The organism is Mesorhizobium monacense (assembly GCF_056781675.1).
Genome location: NZ_CM165567.1, coordinates 2,371,595 through 2,391,156 on the forward strand (window position 1 = coordinate 2,371,595; position 19,562 = coordinate 2,391,156).

The following is a 19,562-nucleotide window of genomic DNA, read 5'->3' on the forward strand; positions in this document are numbered from 1 at the left end:
TTACCTCCCCTGCCGCCCCCGCCGCTTCTTGCGGCCTGTTTCTTGTTGCCGGCCTCCTAGACATGGTCGTCATCTCCATCGCTGGCATGCAGGAGGGCGAAGGGCTCGGAAACCTCGTTGCCGAAATACAGCGCTCGCAGCGGCGACAGGTAGTTCGCGGTCGCGGTCTCGGCCTGGCGCTTGCGCCGTTCGAGACTGCCGGTGTTCTTGATGATCGAATAGCGGATGCGTTCCTTGCCCTCACGCGGGTCGATGATGAGCGTCGCTCCGCCGCGGAACCAGATGAAGCCGTCGCCCGCCTTCACGCCGTTCGGCATGGGCTTGCCTTCGAAATCGATCGGAATGCGTTGCTGAATGACGGCGATGACCTCGGTGCGGAACGAGCCGTCGGACTCGACGCGACGGGTCGGACGCACGCTGAGGATGCTGAAGGTGGTCTCGCCCTTTTTTGCCTTGGCCAAAAGGGTGCCGTCGTCGCGATAGCGCGGCAGGTCGGGCAGAAGTCCGAACTCCTTGTGAAGGGCCGGATGGGTGGCAAAGGTTCGGTGCATTGCCTGCCACATCGCATAGCGGTTCTTCTCATTGAGGGCGAAGATATCGGAGCGATCGAGCTTCTGGTTCCAGCCGAGGTCGATTTCGTCCAGCAGCCCTTTCAGCCAGGGAGGTGACGGATCGTCGGGCTCGCTCCAGGCAAGCGTCTCTTCCGAGATGGTGCGCACGTCGCGTGGCAGAAGCTTCCATCGGCGGAAGGATTCGATGAAGGCCAGGCGATAGTGGAGCGGGTCGTCGGGGAAGGCATCGATGTCGGCCGTGATCAGGGCGCGCAGATATTCGCCAAAGGTGATATCGACGGCGGGGCAGTAATCGAGCGCGCGAATGCACATGGTCAGCATCTGCTGGGCGATCTTGGCGGTCTCGTCGGTCAGGCGCTCGACCAGGCTGGGATGCAAGGTGCCGGCCGGCAGCACGCCGGTGCCGCCGGTCGCCAGCTGGATCAGGTCGTCGGTGCGGCGGTCGGCGATCGCCAGGAACGCCTGGTAGACGGCAAAGACCAGGATCGAGCCCCGGTCGTGCGGCTCGAAGGTCTTGGTGTAGTCGAGCGCGGCCATGCCGGGGCCGCCATAGTCGCGCAGCGGTCCGGCGCGGCCGCTGCCCTCGCCGAACTGCGCGGCGATGCCGGACAGCAGCGTGGCCACGGACACATCGCCCTTCGCCTTGGCAATCGCAAAGCTGACCAGTTCCTTGAGGGTGAAATGCTGGAACAGCGCCACGATATCGGCAAAGGCCTCATGGAAGGCCGGCACGTCCGGGTTGGACGCTTCTTCGAAAAGACGGTGCAACCCGTCGAGCAGCGCATGCGACATCTCATGCGCGACAATGTCGCTCGACAGGCAGGAAAACACCGTCGTGCCCGGCGTGGTCACGTCGCCTTCCTTGCTCTCGGCCGGGAAATAGCCGAACAGCAACGCCTTCTTGTCGGGGCTGTAGTAGGCGTTTGCAGTGCGCAGCGCGTGCGGATAGATGCGCAGGCGCGGCACTTCATGCGCCTTCATGGCCATGCTGCCACGGCTGCCGACCTTGCCGGTATAGTGCGGGGCCCACAGCGCGCGGCGGCCCAGGGCGCGCTCGAAATGGCCGATCGTGGTCATGGCCACGGCATAGACCATCTGCTGGTGGAATTGCGGATTGCCTTCCGAGGGCGGCAGGCCGTCCTGGGCGAGCAGGATCTTGTCGTTGAGGTCGACCGGGTCGTAGACGCGGTTGGATGCCGGATCGACGTCGATGACCTCGAGATATTCGCCGACCGGACCGCGCAGCAACGGCTTGGCCGTCGAAGGCTCGTCGTCCCAGGGAACGGAAAGGGTCGCCTGGAAGACGGATATTGAATCCAGCTGCTTGGCGATGGAAGGATCGAGCGCATAGATGCGCAGGCGGCGCTTCGGCGGCGGCAGCGCGCGCGGCTTGCGCTTGATCTGGGCCGCCGGTTTCGTCGCCGCCGGCGCAGGAGGGCTGGCGCCAGGCCGTCCCAGCGCGCCTTCGAGAAAGGTCCGCAGCGGCCCGGACGGTTTGCCGTCGTCGAGCGCGGCTTCCAGGTAGCGGTTGCGCGCGGCGGCCGAGATCTTGCTGGGGTCGACATCCGGATCGGTGATCGCCTGGTCGACCGACGCGACGCGTTGCGCCATTTGGGTCAGTTCCAGCGCCAGCATTTTTCGGTGCATGATGTCGGTGGGCGACCTCGCCGCCACGGAGTTGCCCCCCCCGGTGATGAAATCCAGCCAGGCCCAGGAATATTCCGCCGGAGGCAATCTGCGGAGTTTGTTCTCGGCCGGTGGCATGACCGAGAGCGCAGCATCCGCCCGGACAACGCCCTGGCCGATCTTTTTAAGTGTCTCCGCCGCCCCCATCTTGGCCGTGGTCTTCGACGCCGCGGAAAACAGCGCGAAGCGGACCGCCTCGATCCGCATCCAGGTTTGCGAATAATTCTTCACGACGTCCCAGTGCTCGGCCAGCCACAGCGCGGCAGCGGCGGCGATCTGCGGCGTCGCCGCCGATGTGCCGCTGCCATCCATGTCGACGATCTTGGCGCAGTCGATCTCCGCCCACGGCACGTTCGGCGTGTAGGCGCCGAGCGCCGTCTTCATCTTCGATTGCGGCCCGTAATTGCCCTGCATCGTGCCGAAGCTCAGGCCGGAATAGGCGCGGCCGTCGGCCATCACGCCGCAGGCAGCCAGCACGCGATTGTAGCGGGCCGGAAAGACGATGCTCCGCGGCGTGATCGTAAAGTTGTTGCCGGCGGCGGTGACCATGACGACGCCGTTGTCATAGGCAAGGTTGACCGCATCGACCAGCGCTTGCGAGGTGAAGCCGCCCATGCTCATCGACAGCACCTGCGCGCCTTTCGCGCGAGCATAGTCGATGCCTTGCACCATTGTGCCGGTGGTGAGCCGCACCACCCAGTCGGCGATGCGCACCGGGATGATGTTTGCCTGGGGGGCGGCGCCGACGAAATCCTTGAAGCCCGGCCAATTCGGCGAGGTGCCGTCGAGCTTGTTGCCGGCGAGCAGGCTGAGCGTGCCGGTGCCGTGGCCGCGATTGCTGGCGAGACCCCCTGCGGGGGCATGATCGGTGGCGTCGTTCGGGCCGGCGCCGTCATTGACGAAATTGCGCTGCTGCGCGGTGAGCAGTCCGGCGGGCAAAGTGCGATGCCCCGGATCGAAGCCGGTATCGAGATGGGCGATGGTGATCTTGGCCTGCTTGGCGCCGACCTTGGTGCGGGCCGTGGCGAACTGGCTGAAGGCCGCTCCGGCATTCCAGGCGACGACGCCCGGCATCGTCGCCTGCCCGCCTGCGGGGTCCTGGTCATCGAAGGTGCAGGCCGGACTGGCGCTCGCCGCCATGCCACGATCGCCATTGGCGTCCCTGTAGTCCCAGTGCTGAAGGATGTCGGGCTCCACGGCCAGGACTTCAGGGCTGCCTGCCGCCGCGAAAGCCTGGCCGTGGCCGGCAAGGGCATGGGCATCGTCCCAGGGGTTTTCCGAACCGGCCTTGGCGCTTAGCCTTAGCCAGGTCGCGCCGCGATCGGCACCGGCGCCGAGATTGCCGCCCGAAGCGCCTGGCGGCACGCGCAGGATTGGCTCGACGTCGACCGCCCCGAGGCGCAATGACCGGCTGCCCGCGGCAAAGCCGGTGCCGTCGCCGCGCACCTTGATCAGGAGTCCCGCTGCCGTCGCCATGGCATGCTCCGCCTTCCCAATCGGTTGAAGTAGAAATCGTAGTCTCGACTGTCAGGTGCTGGCAAGTGTGGGTGGCAAACCACCAAACAACTGATGCCGCGACGGCTATGTTCCAGGATCGTTTGTCATTCAAATATTGCCGATTGCCGGCTGCATGACATTCGCGCCATTCGACAGGTGTCTCTGTGACGGACTTCACAGATGGCCGGCGGCTTCCGCACGAATGTGGCCAGGGGTTCCACTTCGGCCGGCTGCTTCGAACCGAAGTTTCCCAGACTTCGAAAAGGCAGCCGCTCCAAGGCGGTTTTTTTAGCACCTAATCATTTGCACAGCTGCCGTCTGCGCGCTCCCGGCCACCTCCCGCCGCGCGTGCAGACGGCCTTCCGTGCTTCGGCTGCGGCCTTACATGAACGCCGGGCTTTGATGATGTGCTCTCTTGCCGTAAACTTCAGCGGTTGGGGTAATTGGAAAATCGATATGGCTTTCGCCAGCGCGAACGACAGGAACGATCTGCCGCGCCTCGCACGGATCGACCCGAGCCAGTTCGACCTGCTGTTCAGCGGCTGCAAGCTGGAACGCTACGCCGCCGGCCAGCACCTGTTCGTCCAGGAAGATGCCGCCGACCGCATCTACGGCGTGATGAGCGGCACGGTGGAGATCTCGATCTACTCGCCCGGCGGGCAGAAGCTGGTGGCCAACATCGAGCTCCAGCGAAGCCTGGTTGGCGAGATCGGCGCGCTTGACGGGCGCCCGCGCACGGCAACCGCCATCTGTCTCACGGCTTGCGAGCTGGTCTCGCTTAGCCGGACGCAACTCTTTGACCGAATTGAGAAAAACCCGCCCCTGGCGCGCGCCATGATCGAGTTGTTGTGCGCGCGGCTGCGCTGGGTCAGCGGCGAGCTTGGGGACCAAGCTTTCTTCGGCATCGAGGCCAGGCTGGCCAAGCGCCTGGTGTTTCTCGCCGGCGTCATGGCCGATGACGCGGGCTGGATTCCGATCTCGCAATCGGAGCTTGGCGAGTTCCTTGGTGCAACGCGCGAGTCGGTCAACAAGACGCTCAACGACTGGCGCAGCCGGCAGATCATCGCCATCAAGCGTGGCGGCCTGCGCATAACCGACAGCAAGGCGCTCACCTATATCGCCGAATCGCAGGACGACGACTGAGCGGGTCCGGACCGAATCAGAGCCGCGATATCAGGTAGCGCAGCGACGATCGGCTCGGCATGAAGAAGTAGCCCCCGCCCTTCGTGGTGACGAATTGCGGGATTTCCCGAAGGATCGTGACCTTCTCCCAGGACGGGATCGTGAAGTGGCCGCCCTGGTCGCGCGCGCCAATCGTCGGATCCTTCTCGCCAACCAGGCCCTGAAAGGAAGTCGACGAAACCCAGGTCTGCTGGATGAATTCGTACTGGCGCTCGATGTCGGCGTTTAGGCACATGAAGAGCAGCCCCTTTTCGGCCTTTCCACTCCTACTGGCCTGCTTCTCATAGGTGCGCCCGACGCGCAGGATGCGGTGGCGCTTGCCGATATTGATCTGCGTCTCGCGGTCCTCACCAAGCGAGTCGCGCGGGTTGGAACGGCGTATGTGGGCACCGAGCGGGCAGCGATGCCCTTGCGGATCCTCGGCGCCGATGGCGAAATTGTTGTCGACTACGCGTCCCGGATGATCGGGATTGCGCACCAGCGAACTGCCGTTCTGCCAGCGGCCGAGCATCTTGGCGGCAACCCACTCCGACGTCATGGACTGATTGCCGGTTTCGTGCGCAACCCGCGCCGCGGCCCTTTTGCAATAGTCGTTGAAAATGTCGACATGCTGCTCGAATTGGCGAACGACCAGGAATGAGCCGTTGCGGCCGAAATCCCGCGGGGGCGGAGGCAGGCCCGGAATCTGCCGACTACGACGCACCTGCGACAGGATAGCGCTCCGATCGCGCGAGGCGCTTACCGAGGGCGAGGCCGGATAGAAGCCGTGCTCGTCACGGTAGCCGAACAGGAACTCGCCCGGCGCGACCAGATGCATGGGCGCGGCGCCCCTGCTGGCGCGCGTCGTGCCCCGCACGATCGGCTGCGAAATCCCATCAGCGAAGCCGAAATGCTCATAAGCGGGCATGCGCTCCGACTTGTCGTCATGTTTTGCCGTATTCGACGATTTCGTGTTCGTGTTGGTCGGGTCCCGCTTTACGGCGAGCGGCAGTTCAGCGACGACCTTCATCCCCGCGCCGGTCGTCTTTCGTTTCACCGTGGCGATCTCGGTCGCCAACCTTTCCGGTTCTTTCGCATAGCAGACGACGACCACGTCCACGGGCTTCTTCAACGACCCCCACTCCCATTCGTCGGGTGCTTCGCGGCCTCGGTCGTCCAGGATGCGCCCACGCTCGGGATTGCCCATGCCATGGCGAAAGGCAATCGGGAATGTGTCCAGCGGATCGTCGTCGACGCCCGCGTCGAGCCCAAACTGCCGCAGACCGCCGGGACCAAAGGCCACCGTCATGGCTCGCGCGGCGGGCTTGCCTTCGCCGAAACTCGTCTGTTCGATGACGAAATCGAGCCAGGCCCGGCGTTTGGACGCCGGCAATTTGTCCGGCACTCGGATCGCAATCATATGCGCATAGCCAAGCGGGCCGAAAGGGCCGAAGAAGATGGACTGGATCTCGCCGGTTTCCAGTTGCTGCTCGAGAGGCGCCGGAAAGGCTGAGCTGATGTTGGCCAGCAGCGAGGTCGTCTTTTGAACGGTGGTTCTTTCGCTCACCGGGCGCGGTAGCGAACCGAACAGGCTCAGCCAGTCGCGCGCCTCGTTGCCGACGGCGGAAGCAATGCCGCGCCTGATCCGGGAATTCATGCGGATGCGCGTGGTGTTGAGATGGGGATAGGCGGAGTACCAGAACAGGGTCGGCACCTGCTGGCGCCGCGCCCAGCGCTTGAACCGATCGCCGTCGCGCGCGCCGTCGAGGAATAGCCAGCGTGTGCGAGGATAGCCCTCGGTGTTGCTCCACACGCCGGTCAGACCGGCGGATGCCTTGGCAATGAAGTCCTCGAGATAGCTTTCCCAGCTGCCGCCGTAGTTGGAGAGGAACATCAGTCTGCTGGAGCCCGGCAGCAGCACCCAGCGGGCGAAATGGATGGTGTTGATGGTGTTGAGAAAGCCTGGCTTGAACACCTTCTGCGCAGCTATCGAGATCAGGTAGAAGGAAAACCTGAGCGCTAGCCTGCGCAAGATACCGGCCTTCATCGTCGAGATCGCGGTCAGATGGTTCTGCGCCGCGTGGTCCTCCTTGGCGAGTATCTCGTTCAAGGCAGATATTCCGATCGATGTGCTTTCCGGCCGATCCTTGTCCTCGATGCGCCGCAACGCCAGCAAGCACAAGAACACCAGCAGCGCCGCCGCTGCTAACAGTCCAAGCGCCGACAGCAGAAGCGAAGTGACTGCTATGGCTATGGCGGTGAACGAGATTTCGTGGGAACCGAGGTCAATGGACCTGCCGAACACCACACTGTAAGTCATGTACCAGCAAGCAGCCCAGACGACCGCCACTGTCGCAAAAACCGGTGGCACCAGCAGGGTCGTCATGAGGGCACGGCCCCAATGACCCGAAAGCCTTTCAAGCAGGCTTTCGGCAGGCTCGAATGCCCAGCTGAACTTTCCGAGCGACCGGACATGCTGGCGGGCCTCGGCAAGCACTGCTGCGGCGTCACCATTGCCGGCACGCGGCTGCTCGACGATGTCGCGCACGGCGTCGGCGAGTTCAGCTTCGGCCAGGATGCGTCGGACCGAATGTCCGGGGGTGCCCGAAAACACCAGACCGGCAGCGCTGCCGAATGATGGCGATATCGCGACGTTGTGCTTGCGCAGGAAGTCGTTCAGCGCGCTGCCTTCGGGCAGGCCGCAGAAATCCTTGAAAATCGGCCGCAACTGGTGGCCAACGGCCTGCGCCAAGGCATCGATGACCTCATCGGCGGTGCCGTCGCCGGAGATTTCGAGAACGAGGGCGCCTTTCTCGAGGCCTGACGCCTCATCTGTCTCGCCAGTGCCGGCAACGGCCAGGCTGGTGAAATGAATGGTGCCGGCAATGTCGAGTTCCTCGCCGACTGCCTTCGTGGCCGGATTGCCTAATGTCGCGACCCTTTCGCGTATGGCATCCAGCGATGCGGCCCGCGTGATCGGGCAGACCACCGTCACCATCGAATGATCGACCGTGCGGCACAGCGCCGGCCGGTCGAAGTCGACCTTGAGGCTTTCCGGATAGGCGCCGACTTGCGTCATCCGCCCTGCCTTGCCGGGCGCCCGGCGCAGCCTGTCCTTCTGGAACAGGGCGCGAATGCTTTCGCCGATCTGAATCCTGGCGATCTCGGCACCTATGCACAAATGGATGCCGTGGCCGAACACCATGTAATCGCGAAGCGGGCGCGAGGTGTCGAAGTCGTTCGGGTTTTGCACCGCTTCGGGGTCGAACATCGCCGACAGCGTTGCCGGCATCACCACCGTTCCCGCTTTCACGAGCCGCTCACGCGGCGTGCCCCTGGCGATGGTTGCGTCACGTGAGGTATAGCGCCAGGGACCGACCCAGATCGGCTTGAAGCGCATGGCCTCCATGATCGCCCGGTCAAGCTTGCCGGTATCGTCGTCGGCTAACGCCGCATCGACCGCCCGCCGTGCGTCTGGCCGGGACAGGATGACATCGAGGCAGTTGCTGCCGGCCAGCACATTGGTCGGGACAAAGCCGGCGATCATGCCGAGTATGATCGAATGGAGGTCCGGTTTCGACAGGCGGCCCTCGTCGAGAAGGGCGACGAGCCTCGGTAGCGGCCGCTCGTCCTTTCCTCCCCTCTCCCTGATTGCGTCGATGGAGTGGTCGATGACCTTGATCAGCCGATCGCCCGCCACCACGGCAAGCTGGCGGGTGGTGGGGCTTGCCGTCGGATCGGAAAAGAACAGCGCGCTCAATGCGATCGCCCAGTCGGCAAATTCGGGTTCGTCGTCGATCTCGAGGCCGAAATAGTCGCGGCAGACGCGCACCGGGACGATCTTCATCAGCCCGGAGATGGCGTCAAAGCCGGGGTTGGCCCGGGTCATGATGTCCTTGGAATGACGTGCGGCGATCGGCCGGACCATGGCCTCGACCTCCGCCGGCGGGAAGGCGCTCAGCACCGACGATTTCATCTGACGGTAGGCAGCGCCGTCCTGCATGCCGAGGATGAAGTTCGATCCCCGCGCCAGCTCGGCCATCTCCGGACCGTAGGGCGTCTCGAACTCGTCGCCGCGCTCAAGGATGTCGCGGACGTCGGCATTCCTGGTCACCAGCAGGAAATTGCTGAAAGCAAGGTTTGGCCAGAAGCGGCGCAGCAGCCCCAGCATCCAGCGCGGATCGCTGAAGAGGTAGCCGCCGATGCGAGATGCCAGGCCGCCCTTGGAACGGAGCCGCCCGATGTCGAAGGGCGGCATTTCCGATACTGGACGCTGGCTTTTCTGGGCGGCGAGAATGGCGGCGAAATACTTGATCTTGATCATGCGCGTTCAAGCCCCCCGGCTGTCCACGTCATTGCGATACCGGCTAACCCCATGGCCTAGGTTTGCTTCGGCTCCGCGTATGTTAAGTTCTTCACAGTCACGCTTGTTCTACCACTTGTCAGCAGCGAAATCATTTGCCCGACTTGGCCGCTTCGAAATTGCCGATAAGGAATTCGTTCGCTGCCTTGTCGACGAAAGGTATCCAGCGCACCCGTTGGTAGGAGAAATCCGGGTGCCTTGTCGTGAAAATGGCCAGCTCCCGTCGGGCTTCATCCGTGCGGCCGCTGCGCCCCAAGGCGCCGATCTTGAGGAACCTGGCGTAGAAGTAGCCAGGCGACAGGTTGAGCGAGCGAACCGCGATGGCGATCGCGGCCGGCCAGTCCTCGACGAAACTGTAGGCGACCGCCAGTTCCCCCAGATTGTGGAACCTGTAGAGATCGAAGGGGCTCAATCGCTCGGCGTCGAGAAAAAACGGTATCGCGCCGGCGGCATCGCCGAGCAGCAGGCGGGCGCTGCCCATCGCCGAACTTGCGAAGGCAAAGCTCGGATTGATATGGATCGCTTCCTCCAGATGTTCGACCGCGGCCCGCGGCTCTCCCCTCATAATGTCGATCGCGCCGAGATGGGCGTGCGGGCGTGCGTCCAGGCTATCCATGAGCAAGGCCTTGCGCGCATATTGTTCGACCTTCTCCAGATCGTCACTGTCGCCGAAACGCAGCCACGCCCGCCAGAAATACCACCATGCGAGCTCATTCAGCACGGCGCTCGAATTCGGGTCTTCCCGATAGGCCTTTTCGAAGAAATCCAGCGCGATTTCAGTGTCGCCGCGGGTGCGCCGGTTCATGTGCCAGCGGCCGCGCCGCACCAATTGCCAGGTCTCCAGGCTTTCCCAGGGCACCTGGAAGGTGCGCGCCTGCTCTGCCCGGTCGACTTCCTTGTCGAGTATGGAGACGATCTCGCTGCCGATCTGGTCGCGCAGGTTGAAGATGTCGACGAGGTTGCGATCGAAGCGCTGCGACCACACCAGGCGCCCGTTCGAGGTGTCTGCAAGCGACGTGTTGAGGCGGATTTGCCCGCCATTGCGTGTCAGCGTCCCGCTGACGATGTAGCGCGCGCCGAGCGCGTTGCCGATCACCCGCGTTCCCAGGCTGTCGTCGCGGAACTGGAAGCTGGAGCTCTTGGCGATCACCGAAAGCCATCTGGTGTTGGAGAGGCCGTAGATGATGTCCTCGGCAATGCCGTCCGCCATGTAGCCGACGTCGTGCTCGCCGCCGTCGCCGGCAAACGGCAGCACCGCGATCGCCGGTGGGCCCTTGGGCGAGAGCATCCGCTGGCCAAGGGGTGACGACATGGCGGCCAGCGGCGCCATGGGCGCGGAGCCGTTGCCGCCGCGGCCGGCAATCAGGACGCGAACCGGCAGCGCGATGTTCTTCAGCATGAATTCGCCAAGATCGGTGAATTCGGCCGTCGTCTTGTCCTTCACGTGGTGCCAGGTGGTCTCGGAGATGGCGAGCCCGTCATGCGGGGCGAGTTCTTGCAGCCTGGCGGCGATGTTGACGTCGTCGCCATAGAGGCGGCCTTCGCGCACGATGACGTCGCCGGTGTTGATGCCGGCACGAAAGGGCATGCGCATGTCTTGCGCTGCCGATGCATTGAGCGCCACGATCCGGCCCTGGAAATCGAAGGCGGCACGCAAGGCTTCGATCGGACTGCCGAATTCGGCCATGACGCTGTCGCCGGCATCGCCGAAGGTGCGGCCACCAAACGCCCCACAGCTATCGGCGATGATGTCGCGCCGTTCCTCGAACGCGGCGACCGCCAACTCGTCGTCGATACCCATCAGCCGTGAAAATCCAACGGCATCGATGGAAATGATTGTCGCCAGCTGACGGGTGTAGTTCCGTTCAGCCATATTGGAGCCCCCCGGTCCCTTCTGGTCCTGTCCAACACAGGCGACTGCCCGCTCTTGGGCACTTCGCCGCGTTGTTGAATGAAGATTCAGACAGGCCGGCGCGCAGATACCGCCCTGTCATGGCAGGAAGTCTAGCAGGGTCACAGCAAAAGCTCCACCACGATCAGCTAATGTATCGCACAGCGCGGCTCCGTCACGGTTGGCTGTCGGTTATCTGAGATCTCGGATAGGGCATTTGCCCTTACGCATTGAAATTCAATGGCATTCATAGATTGCAGCTGCAGCGATTGGGTGCGGTTTCTTATGATCCCGGATCGCAGTTGCAAACAATGGTGGTGCAGCGGTCCGAGCCTGCCCTTGGCGCGCCGGAACAAACCGGCCTGGAAGCGAGTTTCCAACGCATCAGGCCAACATGAAATGAGGGCACTCATGCGCATCGTTCTTCTGGCGACCAGCCTGGCGGTTTTTCTCGTGAGCGGATCGGCTTTCGCGGCCGACGAAAAGCCACTGCCCCCGCCCAATGCCAAGAAGCTGTCGGAGATCATCGCCAAGGTCGAGCAGCGCAACGACTTCCGCTATGTGAAGGAGATCAACTGGGATAGCGGCGTCTATACCGTCACCTACTATACGAGCGACAAGGCGAAAGTCGAAATCTCCTACGATCCGGTGACCGGCGAGACGAAATAGGATCGCCAGCGCGCTGCGGACCTATGGCACGGCGCCATATGCTCTTGCGCCGGCACATCTTTGATGGCTGACTGCGGCTCTACAGTTGCGGGCACGGGGGTGCATGGCAGTGGTAAAGCACGTATCGAAGCGCGTCCTGATGATGCTCGCCGGCTATCTGGTGGCGGTTCTGGTGGGGCTGTTCGCGGTGGTGGCGATCTACGCCATACTGAGTTCGCTGCCCAACGCGCCTGAATATTTCAGCGTCGTGGGCGTTAGCCCGATCGCGGCAGTGCTGGTGCCGCCGCTCGGCATGTTCATCTATTTCCTGACGATCATATTGACCGGGATGCAGACGCTTGTCTTCGCGCTGATCGCCGAATTCTTCTCGCTGCGCAATGCCTTGCTGCACATGATGTTCGGCGCCATCGCGGCGGTCGCCGGATTCGCCCTGATCTGGCCGGGCGCCTCGGAAAATCCGGAGCGCTGGGCCGATATGGGCATCATCGGCACGGCGGGTGTCGTGGCCGGCCTGGTCTATTGGCTGATTGCCGGGCGCGACGCCGGTTTCCGGCGTCCGCTCTTCGAGCGAGCTTGAGCGAGTCCCGAGGGCAGGCTTTATCGAGACAGGCTTCAGCTCGCCGGTGAGCGAACCGCCTCGGTCGCGTCGAGCGCCTGCATCAGCCTTGTGTCGCGGTCGTAGACGTCGCCGAAATATTCGACGTTGCCGGACGTGTCGGGCCAGGCGGTGAAATAGGCGACATAGACCGGGATGGTCCGCGTCACATTCTCGGTCGAATGCCCGTGCTTCAGCTTCTCGACGACATAGTCGACCGAGGTGCCGAGCACCGCAGCCGCCATGCCGCGCGGATCCTGCAAGCGGACGCAGCCGTGGCTGAGCGCGCGCATGTCGCGCTCGAAGAACGACTTCTGCGGCGTGTCATGCATGTAGATAGCGTGCTTGTTGGGGAACAGGATCTTCAGCTCGCCCAGCGCATTGGCTTCGCTTGGCAGCTGGCGCACGCTGTAGGGGATGTTGGCGCCGTAACCACCCCAATTGACCGCCGATGACGGGACGCGCCTGCCGCGCGAATCCGTGACTTCGTAACCGGCGCGATCGAGATAGCCCGGATCGTTGCGCAGCCTTGGCAGCATCTCGTTGACGATGATCGATTGCGGCACGCCCCAGTAGGGATGGAAATCGACCTGCTTGATCCCCTTGTAGAAGAAGGCGGTCTGGTTGGTCGTCCGGCCGATGACCACGCGGGTTTTCAGCTTGACCTCGCCATTGTCGATATAGCTTGCGGTGAAGGCCGGCTGGTTGATGAAGACGCGCGGACTGCCGAGGTCGGAAGGCAGCCAGCGCAGTTCCTCCAGCGCCACCTCCACTTTCCCGATCTTGTCGGCCTTGGACGTGCCGGCGAGCGACGCGACCGTGCGCGGGCCGATGACACCGTCGCCTTTCATGCCGGCCCGCTTCTGCACCGCCTTGATGACCGGCACCAGCTCGGGGTCATAGATCTCGCTCTTGCCGAGTCTGGCCAGCACCTCGCCATAGTCGCCGCCCATCTCGTCGTCGAGATTGCGCGCGATCAACGTCAGCAGCTTCGGCAGTTCAGGACTGGTTTCGCCGGGTTTCAGCAAGAGCTTGGGATCGACGACGATCTCGTTCTCCTCGCTGGCCTGGAGCGCTTCCAACTCGACCCGCAGTGCCTGGTATTCAGGGTTTTGCGGATGCCGCGATTCGAGATAGGTGCGGACTTCCTGCGTATGCGCCAGCGTTTTCAGCACGCCTTCCATGTCGAGCGGCTTCGGCGGAAAATCATAGTAGCCGGTCATGCGGTTGGGGTCGACGCGGCCGCTCTGGGCGTCATGGGCGTAACGCAGCACGCGTGCCGACAGCGCCATCTCGAAGCGGACGAGTTCTTTCAGGCGCTCGTCGGGAGTGGCAGATGCCGCGGCGGCGGCCGGAACGTCGACCGTATAGTCGGCCGGCGTCAGGCCGTAGCTCGCGGCCTCGCCAAGCACCCGCACCGCATCCTGCGCGCGGCTGTTGGGAGCAGTTCCGCTTACCCAGATGAAATCCGGATTGGCCGAGTAATAGGCGATCAGCGCCTTGGCGATATCCGGTTCGGCATAAAGCTCATAGTCGCTGAGACCGGCGATCGCTTCGGCGAAGGCATTGCCGGTGACGGACGGCACGAATGCGGCGTCCTGCGGTGCCGCGGGCTGCGGTTTCGGCATCAGCGCGGCGAAGTCGACACGCACCAGCCGGTCGGCCTTGTAGGTATAATAGGATGGGCCGCTGATCCTGGTGCCGCCACCGCCACCGGTATCGGGTTTTGGCTTCGGCTTGTATTTGGGTGGCGGCGGGAACTCGCCTTGCGGATTATGGCGAACGCCCCCGCCGAAAAGCATGTCGAACAGGCCCTGCGCGCTGGCTTGCGGCACGACAATGGTCAGCGTTACCGCGACCGCAAGCGGCATTACGGCGGCTCTGTTTCCGAAGATATTCATGGATCACCCGCTCCGGTTGCAACCGGCTCCCGTTCCGCGCCGCTAGACGATCTTGCCAACCGCATGGCGGATGTAAGGCGCGACTATACCGATTCATACCGATTTCGTTAAGCTTCCATAAATTTCGAGGGGTCTGTTGCAGAACCGTTTCACAAGTTTGTGACGGTCGGAGCGAATTCGTGTCTGCTCCGGCCGGTTGAAACCGGGTTGCGTCAGGCGTCGGCGCCGCCATCGATGGTCAGCGCGGCGCCGGTGACGAATCGGCCCTCGGGCCCCGCCAGCCAGGCGACCATGCCGGCGATCTCCTCGGCCTTGCCGAATCGGGGAGTCGCCATCTTCCGCCGCTGATGCTCGCTCACGGCAGCCGGGGCAATGGCGGCATGGAAGGCAATGGCCGACTCCGACCCTGCGTGACAAATGCCGGCCATTGTGCTGGAAATCCCGTTGGCCGAAAACGAGCGGTCGGGAAGGACGTGCCGGTGAAAAAAGGATATCGCGAGCTGCTCGACGAGGCCAATGCCGTCATCGAGGTGATGTCGCCGGAGGAAGCGGCAGGGCTGCTCGACGACGAGGGCACCGTCTTCGTCGATCTGCGCGACCCCCGCGAGGTCGAGCGCGACGGCAGGATCCCGGGCGCGAAGCATGTCACGCGCGGCATGCTGGAATTCTGGATCGATCCGGAAAGCCCTTATCACAAGCCGTTCTTCGCCACGGGAAGGAGTTTCGTGTTCTTCTGCGCCGGCGGTTGGCGATCGGCGCTGGCCACCAAGACGGCGCAGGACATGGGGCTTGCGCCGGTCAAGCATATCCTCGGCGGCTACACCGCCTGGAAGGCGGCCGGGCTGCCGGTCGAGCCCGGGCAAAGGAAGAAGTAGAATTTAGTGCAGAGCTACCGGCTCGCGCTCGCCGGCAACGAAGCCGACGGCGCGCTCGACCACGCCCTTGTCGACGAGGATGCGACGGTGGCCAAGCCCGTCTGCCCAATGAAGCCTGACATGATCGCCGGCGCCGGCATAGCGCCTGGCATGATCGGCGGAGACCTCTCGGTCGTCGGGCGCGTGGATGACCAGCGTCGGCACCGGCGCCTGGGCAAGCTGACGATCGCCGGTGAATTCGCGCAACGGCCGGCCGGATAGTTTTTCGACGCGGTCGGCCATGGCGACCTGCGAACGTGGGCCGACATTGAGCATGCGGCTGAAGTCGTCGAAGATCGCCGGCAGCGAGCTTGGCGCCGCGATCAGCACCAGCCGGTCGGCCGCCACAGGCTGGACGCCCTTGACGGAACCGGCGACGGCGTTGGCGGCGACGGCGCCGCCGAAGGAATGGCCGACGATCACCGCGAAGGGGCCGAACCATTCGCCGGCAACCTGCGCCGCATCGACCGCGTTGACCATGTTCAGGCGGCGGCCTTGCGACTGGCCGTGGCCCGGCAGGTCGAGCGAGACGACTTTGTAGCCGGCATTGCGATAGCCTTCGATCAACGCGCGCATATATTCGGTGCGCGAGCGCCAGCCATGGATGACAAGCACGGTGCCTTGAGCCGCCCTGCCCGGCTCGGGCCGGAATTCATGCAGCATGACGCAGCCGGTCCTGGTCCTTAGCCGGTGATGGCGCGCCTCGGCCATGAAGGCGGCGGCGCGATCGACGGCGCGGCGCTCGCCGTCGCTGAGAGCCTTGACGTTGGGCGTGCGGCAGAACAATTCGAACGCGGCGCGGCCGCTGAGACGCGGTGCCACATGCTCGGCAGCGCCGAACACCCCCCGGATGACCTTCAATCCAAATGATGCCATAGTGGCGATCCATCCATTCGTTCAAGCATGAACATAATAGTTCAAACATGAACATTAAGCAAGAGCTGCCCTGGGACAACCCGCGTTTTCGCAACTGGGTCGCGGTGGCGCGCGCCTGCCATGTGCTGGAGCGTACGCTGGCGGTGAAGCTGGCGCCGCTGGATCTCAAGCCGGCGCAGCTCGACGTGCTGATGAACCTCTATCGCCATCCCGGCATGTCGCAGCACGATCTTGCCCGCAAGCTCTTGGTCGGCCGTTCCAACATCACCATGCTGTTGCCGCAGCTCGAAACGCGCGGCCTGCTGCGCCGCGAAGGCGACGAGAAGGACAAGCGGGTGCTGCGGCTGACGCTGACCAATGAGGGCGAGGCCCTGCTGATGCAGGCGCTGAAGATCCATATGGCGCTGATCGAGAAAGCGATGAGCCAGTCGACGCCGGAGCAGTGCGACTTGATCGGCGAGCAGATGCGCAAGATCTATGAGGTGCTGAAGGACGCGTGACGTGTCGGTATTCAGGTGAGGCCGGCCTGCAAACGGCGGTTCCTGCGCTTCCGGTGTTCACGTGCTTCAAGTACGCTCCGCTCCGTTCTCGGAAACCACCCTTCTCGGCTCGGCCTGACCTGAATCCCAACCCACGTCGGTCTGACTGATCACCACATCGTCTTCTTCGCCCGCTCCGGCCATTCCTTGTCGTAGGCCTCGCCGTCGATGTTCTTGCGGCTGGTGATTTCCAGGATCTGGCCGGGCGTCGGCAGCGACTTCGGATCGACATGCCTTGCCGGGTTCCACAGGTCCGAGCGGACGATGGCCCGGGCGCACTGGAAATAGACCGAATCGATATCGATGATCGTGACCGACCGAGCCGGTTTGCCGTCGACGCTGAACGAGGCGCACAGCGCGGGATCGGTGGTGATGTGGGCGCGGCCGTTGACGCGCAGCGTCGTGCCGGAACCTGGCACCAGGAACAGCAGGCCGACGCGCGGATCGCGGATGATGTTCTTCAGCGAATCGGCACGGTTGTTGCCGCGCCGGTCCGGCATCATCAGCGTCTTTGGATCATGGATGCGCACGAAACCGGCGAGATCGCCGCGCGGCGAGCAGTCCAGTCCCTCCGGTCCGCTGGTCGCGAGGGACACGAAAGGCGAAGCCGCGATGAAAGCCGCGTATTCGGGGATGACATGGTCGAGTTCCTTGACCATCGAGGCCTCGCCGGGCAGGCCATAGAGGGCTTCGAGCTGTTCGACCGTGGTGATGACGGACATGCTTTTTCGTCTCCGAACCTTTGCCGGCGCTACTCCAGATCGATGACGCTATGACGACAGCGGCATGAAACTAGCGGTCGCGGCTGAGCCCCTTTTCCGCAAGTTCGGCGAGGTAGGCGCTCCAGCGCTCTTCCTTCTCATGACCGAGCGTATGCAGATAGTTCCAGGTGAAGATGCCGGTGTCGTGGAAATCATCGAAGGTGATGCGCACGGCGTAGTTTCCGACCGGCTCGATCTTGAGGATCGCGACATTGCGCTTGCCGGGCACGGTCACCCGCTGGTCCGGCGAATGGCCCTGCACTTCGGCCGAGGGCGAGGCGACGCGCAGCAATTCCGCCGGCAGCTCGAACGGCCGGTGATCCGGAAAGGTGACGGTGAGCAGCTTGCGGTCTTTCGAGACCCGGAGTTCCTTCGGCGCCGTCATGCTGATCGTTCCTACGTTACATCCGCCCTTCCCTACGCTGCTTCGCCACACGCGAAAAGGCCATTGCAGGGTAGCCGACACGCGATGTCGGTCGCGGAATGTTACCAAAGATCAAGACCGGCTATCTTGAATGAAAGCCCGGATCGTATCACATAGCTGTATATAACGACGCCGCTCACGGCCACGGAAACGCTTGAACATGGACATGATCGACCCATTCGGTCGCACGATCAGCTACCTGCGCGTGTCGGTCACCGACCGCTGCGATTTCCGTTGTACCTATTGCATGGCCGAGGACATGACCTTCCTGCCCAAGAAGGATCTGTTGTCGCTGGAAGAGCTCGACCGTCTCTGCACCGTCTTCATCGAAAAGGGCGTTCGGAAGCTGCGCCTGACCGGCGGCGAGCCGCTGGTGCGCAAGAACATCATGCATCTGGTGCGCCAGCTTTCGCGCCACCTCGACAGCGGCGCGCTGGAAGAACTGACGCTGACCACCAACGGCTCGCAGCTGTCGCGCTTCGCAGCCGAGCTCGCCGATTGCGGGGTCAAGCGCATCAACGTGTCGCTGGATACGCTCGACGCCGACAAGTTCCACCAGATCACCCGCTGGGGCCATCTCGGCAAGGTCCTGGAAGGCATCGACGCGGCACAGGCTGCGGGGCTGAAGGTCAAGCTCAACGCGGTGGCGCTGAAGGACTTCAATGACGCCGAACTGCCCGACATGATGCGCTGGGCGCACGGCCGTGGCATGGACCTGACGGTTATCGAAACCATGCCGATGGGCGAGATCGATGCCGACCGCACTGACCAGTATCTGCCGTTGTCGCTGCTGCGCGCCTCGCTTGAGCGGCAGTTCACGCTGAGTGACATCCCTTACAAGACCGGCGGCCCGGCGCGCTATGTCCATGTCGCCGAGACCGGCGGCAGGCTCGGCTTCATCACGCCGATGACGCATAATTTCTGCGAAAGCTGCAACCGCGTCCGGCTGACCTGCACCGGCACGCTCTACATGTGCCTCGGGCAGGAAGACGCTGCCGACCTGCGCGCACCGCTGCGTGCGTCCGAAGGCAACGAGCTGGTGGCCGACGCTATCGACGAGGCGATCGGCCGCAAGCCGAAGGGCCATGATTTCATCATCGACCGCCGCACCAGTCGTCCCTCGGTATCGCGGCACATGAGCGTGACCGGCGGCTGATTTTCTCGGCGATTTCGTGCAAGGATTGCCTTCCGGTCATCGGTTTCGAGGCAAGACATGCGGCGGCTCTTTTCGATCATGGCGTCTTTGGCGACGATAACAGCAACCGCTGCTGTCGCGGCCTCCTTTACCTACGTCAACGCGCGCTTCGGCACCGTCTGCACCTTTCCCGACGAGATATTCACCTTGCCCCAACCCGAGCCGGACAATGGCGACGGGCAGCAATGGCTCAGCGCCGACGGCGCCAGCCTGATCTGTTCGGGCATCCTCAATGTCGATGACGACACGCCGAAAGGCTTCGTCGCCGCCGAGAAAGCCAGCAAGGAGCCAGGCTACAAGATCACCTACAGCAAGACCGGTAAGGACTGGGCGGTGCTGTCAGGCATCAAGGGCGAGACGATCTTCTACGAGCGCCGCCTGTTCGGAAAGGACGGCGTGATCCGCACCGTCTGGATCGAGTATCCGTCAGCCCTGAAGGCGAAATATGATCCGCTCGTGAGCGCTATTGCGGACAGCCTCAAGGGACCGTGAGCATCTCGGCCACACCGCAAAATTAT

14 protein-coding genes and 1 pseudogene are annotated in these 19,562 nt (G+C 63.5%); 7 read left to right on the top strand and 8 right to left on the bottom strand.

The genetic code is table 11. From position 1 onward, the window contains the following. Positions 1-56: 56 nt before the first annotated feature. Positions 57-3,734 (bottom strand): S8 family serine peptidase, encoded by a 3,678-nt coding sequence (locus AC1RUK_RS11400; protein ID WP_481835554.1) that lies wholly within the window; start codon positions 3,732-3,734, stop codon positions 57-59. 477 nt (positions 3,735-4,211) lie between these two features. Between AC1RUK_RS11400 and AC1RUK_RS11405 the strand changes: the two genes are divergently transcribed. Further along, positions 4,212-4,898, top strand: coding sequence for a Crp/Fnr family transcriptional regulator (locus AC1RUK_RS11405; RefSeq protein WP_481839527.1), 687 nt, complete (start codon positions 4,212-4,214; stop codon positions 4,896-4,898). A gap of 16 nt (positions 4,899-4,914) precedes the next feature. On the opposite strand, the gene AC1RUK_RS11410 is transcribed toward AC1RUK_RS11405, so the two are convergent. Continuing rightward, positions 4,915-9,240 (bottom strand): cytochrome P450, encoded by a 4,326-nt coding sequence (locus AC1RUK_RS11410; protein ID WP_481835553.1) that lies wholly within the window; start codon positions 9,238-9,240, stop codon positions 4,915-4,917. A gap of 130 nt (positions 9,241-9,370) precedes the next feature. Continuing rightward, entirely contained in the window at positions 9,371-11,152 is a 1,782-nt protein-coding gene (locus AC1RUK_RS11415) for an adenylate/guanylate cyclase domain-containing protein (protein ID WP_436175006.1), read from the bottom strand. Positions 11,153-11,581: 429 nt separating this feature from the next. Here AC1RUK_RS11415 and AC1RUK_RS11420 point away from each other — a divergent pair, with 429 nt between their 5' ends. Then, complete coding sequence (locus tag AC1RUK_RS11420) at positions 11,582-11,839, top strand: PepSY domain-containing protein (RefSeq protein ID WP_481835552.1); 258 nt, start codon at positions 11,582-11,584, stop codon at positions 11,837-11,839. A gap of 103 nt (positions 11,840-11,942) precedes the next feature. Further along, a complete protein-coding gene (locus AC1RUK_RS11425; protein WP_481835551.1) occupies positions 11,943-12,416 on the top strand; it encodes a hypothetical protein in 474 nt (157 codons plus the stop codon). Between the two features lie 35 nt (positions 12,417-12,451). Here the strand turns inward: AC1RUK_RS11425 and AC1RUK_RS11430 are convergent, their stop codons facing one another. Further along, positions 12,452-14,335: a L,D-transpeptidase family protein gene (locus AC1RUK_RS11430; RefSeq protein ID WP_481840242.1), complete on the bottom strand. Its 1,884-nt coding sequence runs from the start codon at positions 14,333-14,335 to the stop codon at positions 12,452-12,454. 212 nt (positions 14,336-14,547) lie between these two features. Beyond that, positions 14,548-14,691: pseudogene (locus AC1RUK_RS11435) on the bottom strand (SDR family oxidoreductase); the annotation flags it as partial. Between the two features lie 123 nt (positions 14,692-14,814). Here AC1RUK_RS11435 and AC1RUK_RS11440 point away from each other — a divergent pair. Next, the gene (locus tag AC1RUK_RS11440; RefSeq protein ID WP_481835549.1) at positions 14,815-15,210 is read left to right on the top strand and encodes a rhodanese-like domain-containing protein; all 396 of its coding nucleotides are present in this window, start codon (positions 14,815-14,817) and stop codon (positions 15,208-15,210) included. A gap of 3 nt (positions 15,211-15,213) precedes the next feature. Here AC1RUK_RS11440 and AC1RUK_RS11445 read toward each other — a convergent pair whose 3' ends face one another. Beyond that, the gene (locus AC1RUK_RS11445; RefSeq protein WP_481835548.1) at positions 15,214-16,125 is read right to left on the bottom strand and encodes an alpha/beta hydrolase; all 912 of its coding nucleotides are present in this window, start codon (positions 16,123-16,125) and stop codon (positions 15,214-15,216) included. 47 nt (positions 16,126-16,172) lie between these two features. Here AC1RUK_RS11445 and AC1RUK_RS11450 point away from each other — a divergent pair, with 47 nt between their 5' ends. Beyond that, positions 16,173-16,625: a MarR family winged helix-turn-helix transcriptional regulator gene (locus AC1RUK_RS11450; protein WP_481835547.1), complete on the top strand. Its 453-nt coding sequence runs from the start codon at positions 16,173-16,175 to the stop codon at positions 16,623-16,625. Between the two features lie 149 nt (positions 16,626-16,774). Here AC1RUK_RS11450 and AC1RUK_RS11455 read toward each other — a convergent pair whose 3' ends face one another. Together AC1RUK_RS11455 and AC1RUK_RS11460 are read right to left on the bottom strand one after the other, a co-directional pair. Next, positions 16,775-17,386, bottom strand: coding sequence for a pyridoxamine 5'-phosphate oxidase family protein (locus AC1RUK_RS11455; RefSeq protein WP_481835546.1), 612 nt, complete (start codon positions 17,384-17,386; stop codon positions 16,775-16,777). A gap of 70 nt (positions 17,387-17,456) precedes the next feature. Next, positions 17,457-17,810, bottom strand: coding sequence for a gamma-butyrobetaine hydroxylase family protein (locus AC1RUK_RS11460; RefSeq protein WP_006205223.1), 354 nt, complete (start codon positions 17,808-17,810; stop codon positions 17,457-17,459). A gap of 199 nt (positions 17,811-18,009) precedes the next feature. Here AC1RUK_RS11460 and moaA point away from each other — a divergent pair, with 199 nt between their 5' ends. Further along, the gene (gene moaA / locus AC1RUK_RS11465; protein ID WP_481835545.1) at positions 18,010-19,005 is read left to right on the top strand and encodes a GTP 3',8-cyclase MoaA; all 996 of its coding nucleotides are present in this window, start codon (positions 18,010-18,012) and stop codon (positions 19,003-19,005) included. 57 nt (positions 19,006-19,062) lie between these two features. Then, positions 19,063-19,536 carry a hypothetical protein gene (locus AC1RUK_RS11470; protein ID WP_481835544.1) on the top strand — a complete coding sequence of 158 codons (474 nt, stop codon included), beginning with the start codon at positions 19,063-19,065 and terminating at the stop codon, positions 19,534-19,536. Positions 19,537-19,562 lie beyond the last annotated feature (26 nt).

Coding starts and splice junctions, on each gene's coding strand:
- AC1RUK_RS11405 (WP_481839527.1), top strand. CDS start 4,212: ATGGCTTTCGCCAGCGCGAACGACAGGAACGATCTGCCGCGCCTCGCA.
- AC1RUK_RS11460 (WP_006205223.1), bottom strand. CDS start 17,810: ATGACGGCGCCGAAGGAACTCCGGGTCTCGAAAGACCGCAAGCTGCTC.
- AC1RUK_RS11425 (WP_481835551.1), top strand. CDS start 11,943: ATGGCAGTGGTAAAGCACGTATCGAAGCGCGTCCTGATGATGCTCGCC.
- AC1RUK_RS11400 (WP_481835554.1), bottom strand. CDS start 3,734: ATGGCGACGGCAGCGGGACTCCTGATCAAGGTGCGCGGCGACGGCACC.
- AC1RUK_RS11415 (WP_436175006.1), bottom strand. CDS start 11,152: ATGGCTGAACGGAACTACACCCGTCAGCTGGCGACAATCATTTCCATC.
- AC1RUK_RS11470 (WP_481835544.1), top strand. CDS start 19,063: ATGCGGCGGCTCTTTTCGATCATGGCGTCTTTGGCGACGATAACAGCA.
- AC1RUK_RS11420 (WP_481835552.1), top strand. CDS start 11,582: ATGCGCATCGTTCTTCTGGCGACCAGCCTGGCGGTTTTTCTCGTGAGC.
- AC1RUK_RS11410 (WP_481835553.1), bottom strand. CDS start 9,240: ATGATCAAGATCAAGTATTTCGCCGCCATTCTCGCCGCCCAGAAAAGC.
- AC1RUK_RS11455 (WP_481835546.1), bottom strand. CDS start 17,386: ATGTCCGTCATCACCACGGTCGAACAGCTCGAAGCCCTCTATGGCCTG.
- AC1RUK_RS11450 (WP_481835547.1), top strand. CDS start 16,173: ATGAACATTAAGCAAGAGCTGCCCTGGGACAACCCGCGTTTTCGCAAC.
- moaA (WP_481835545.1), top strand. CDS start 18,010: ATGGACATGATCGACCCATTCGGTCGCACGATCAGCTACCTGCGCGTG.
- AC1RUK_RS11445 (WP_481835548.1), bottom strand. CDS start 16,125: ATGGCATCATTTGGATTGAAGGTCATCCGGGGGGTGTTCGGCGCTGCC.
- AC1RUK_RS11430 (WP_481840242.1), bottom strand. CDS start 14,335: ATGAATATCTTCGGAAACAGAGCCGCCGTAATGCCGCTTGCGGTCGCG.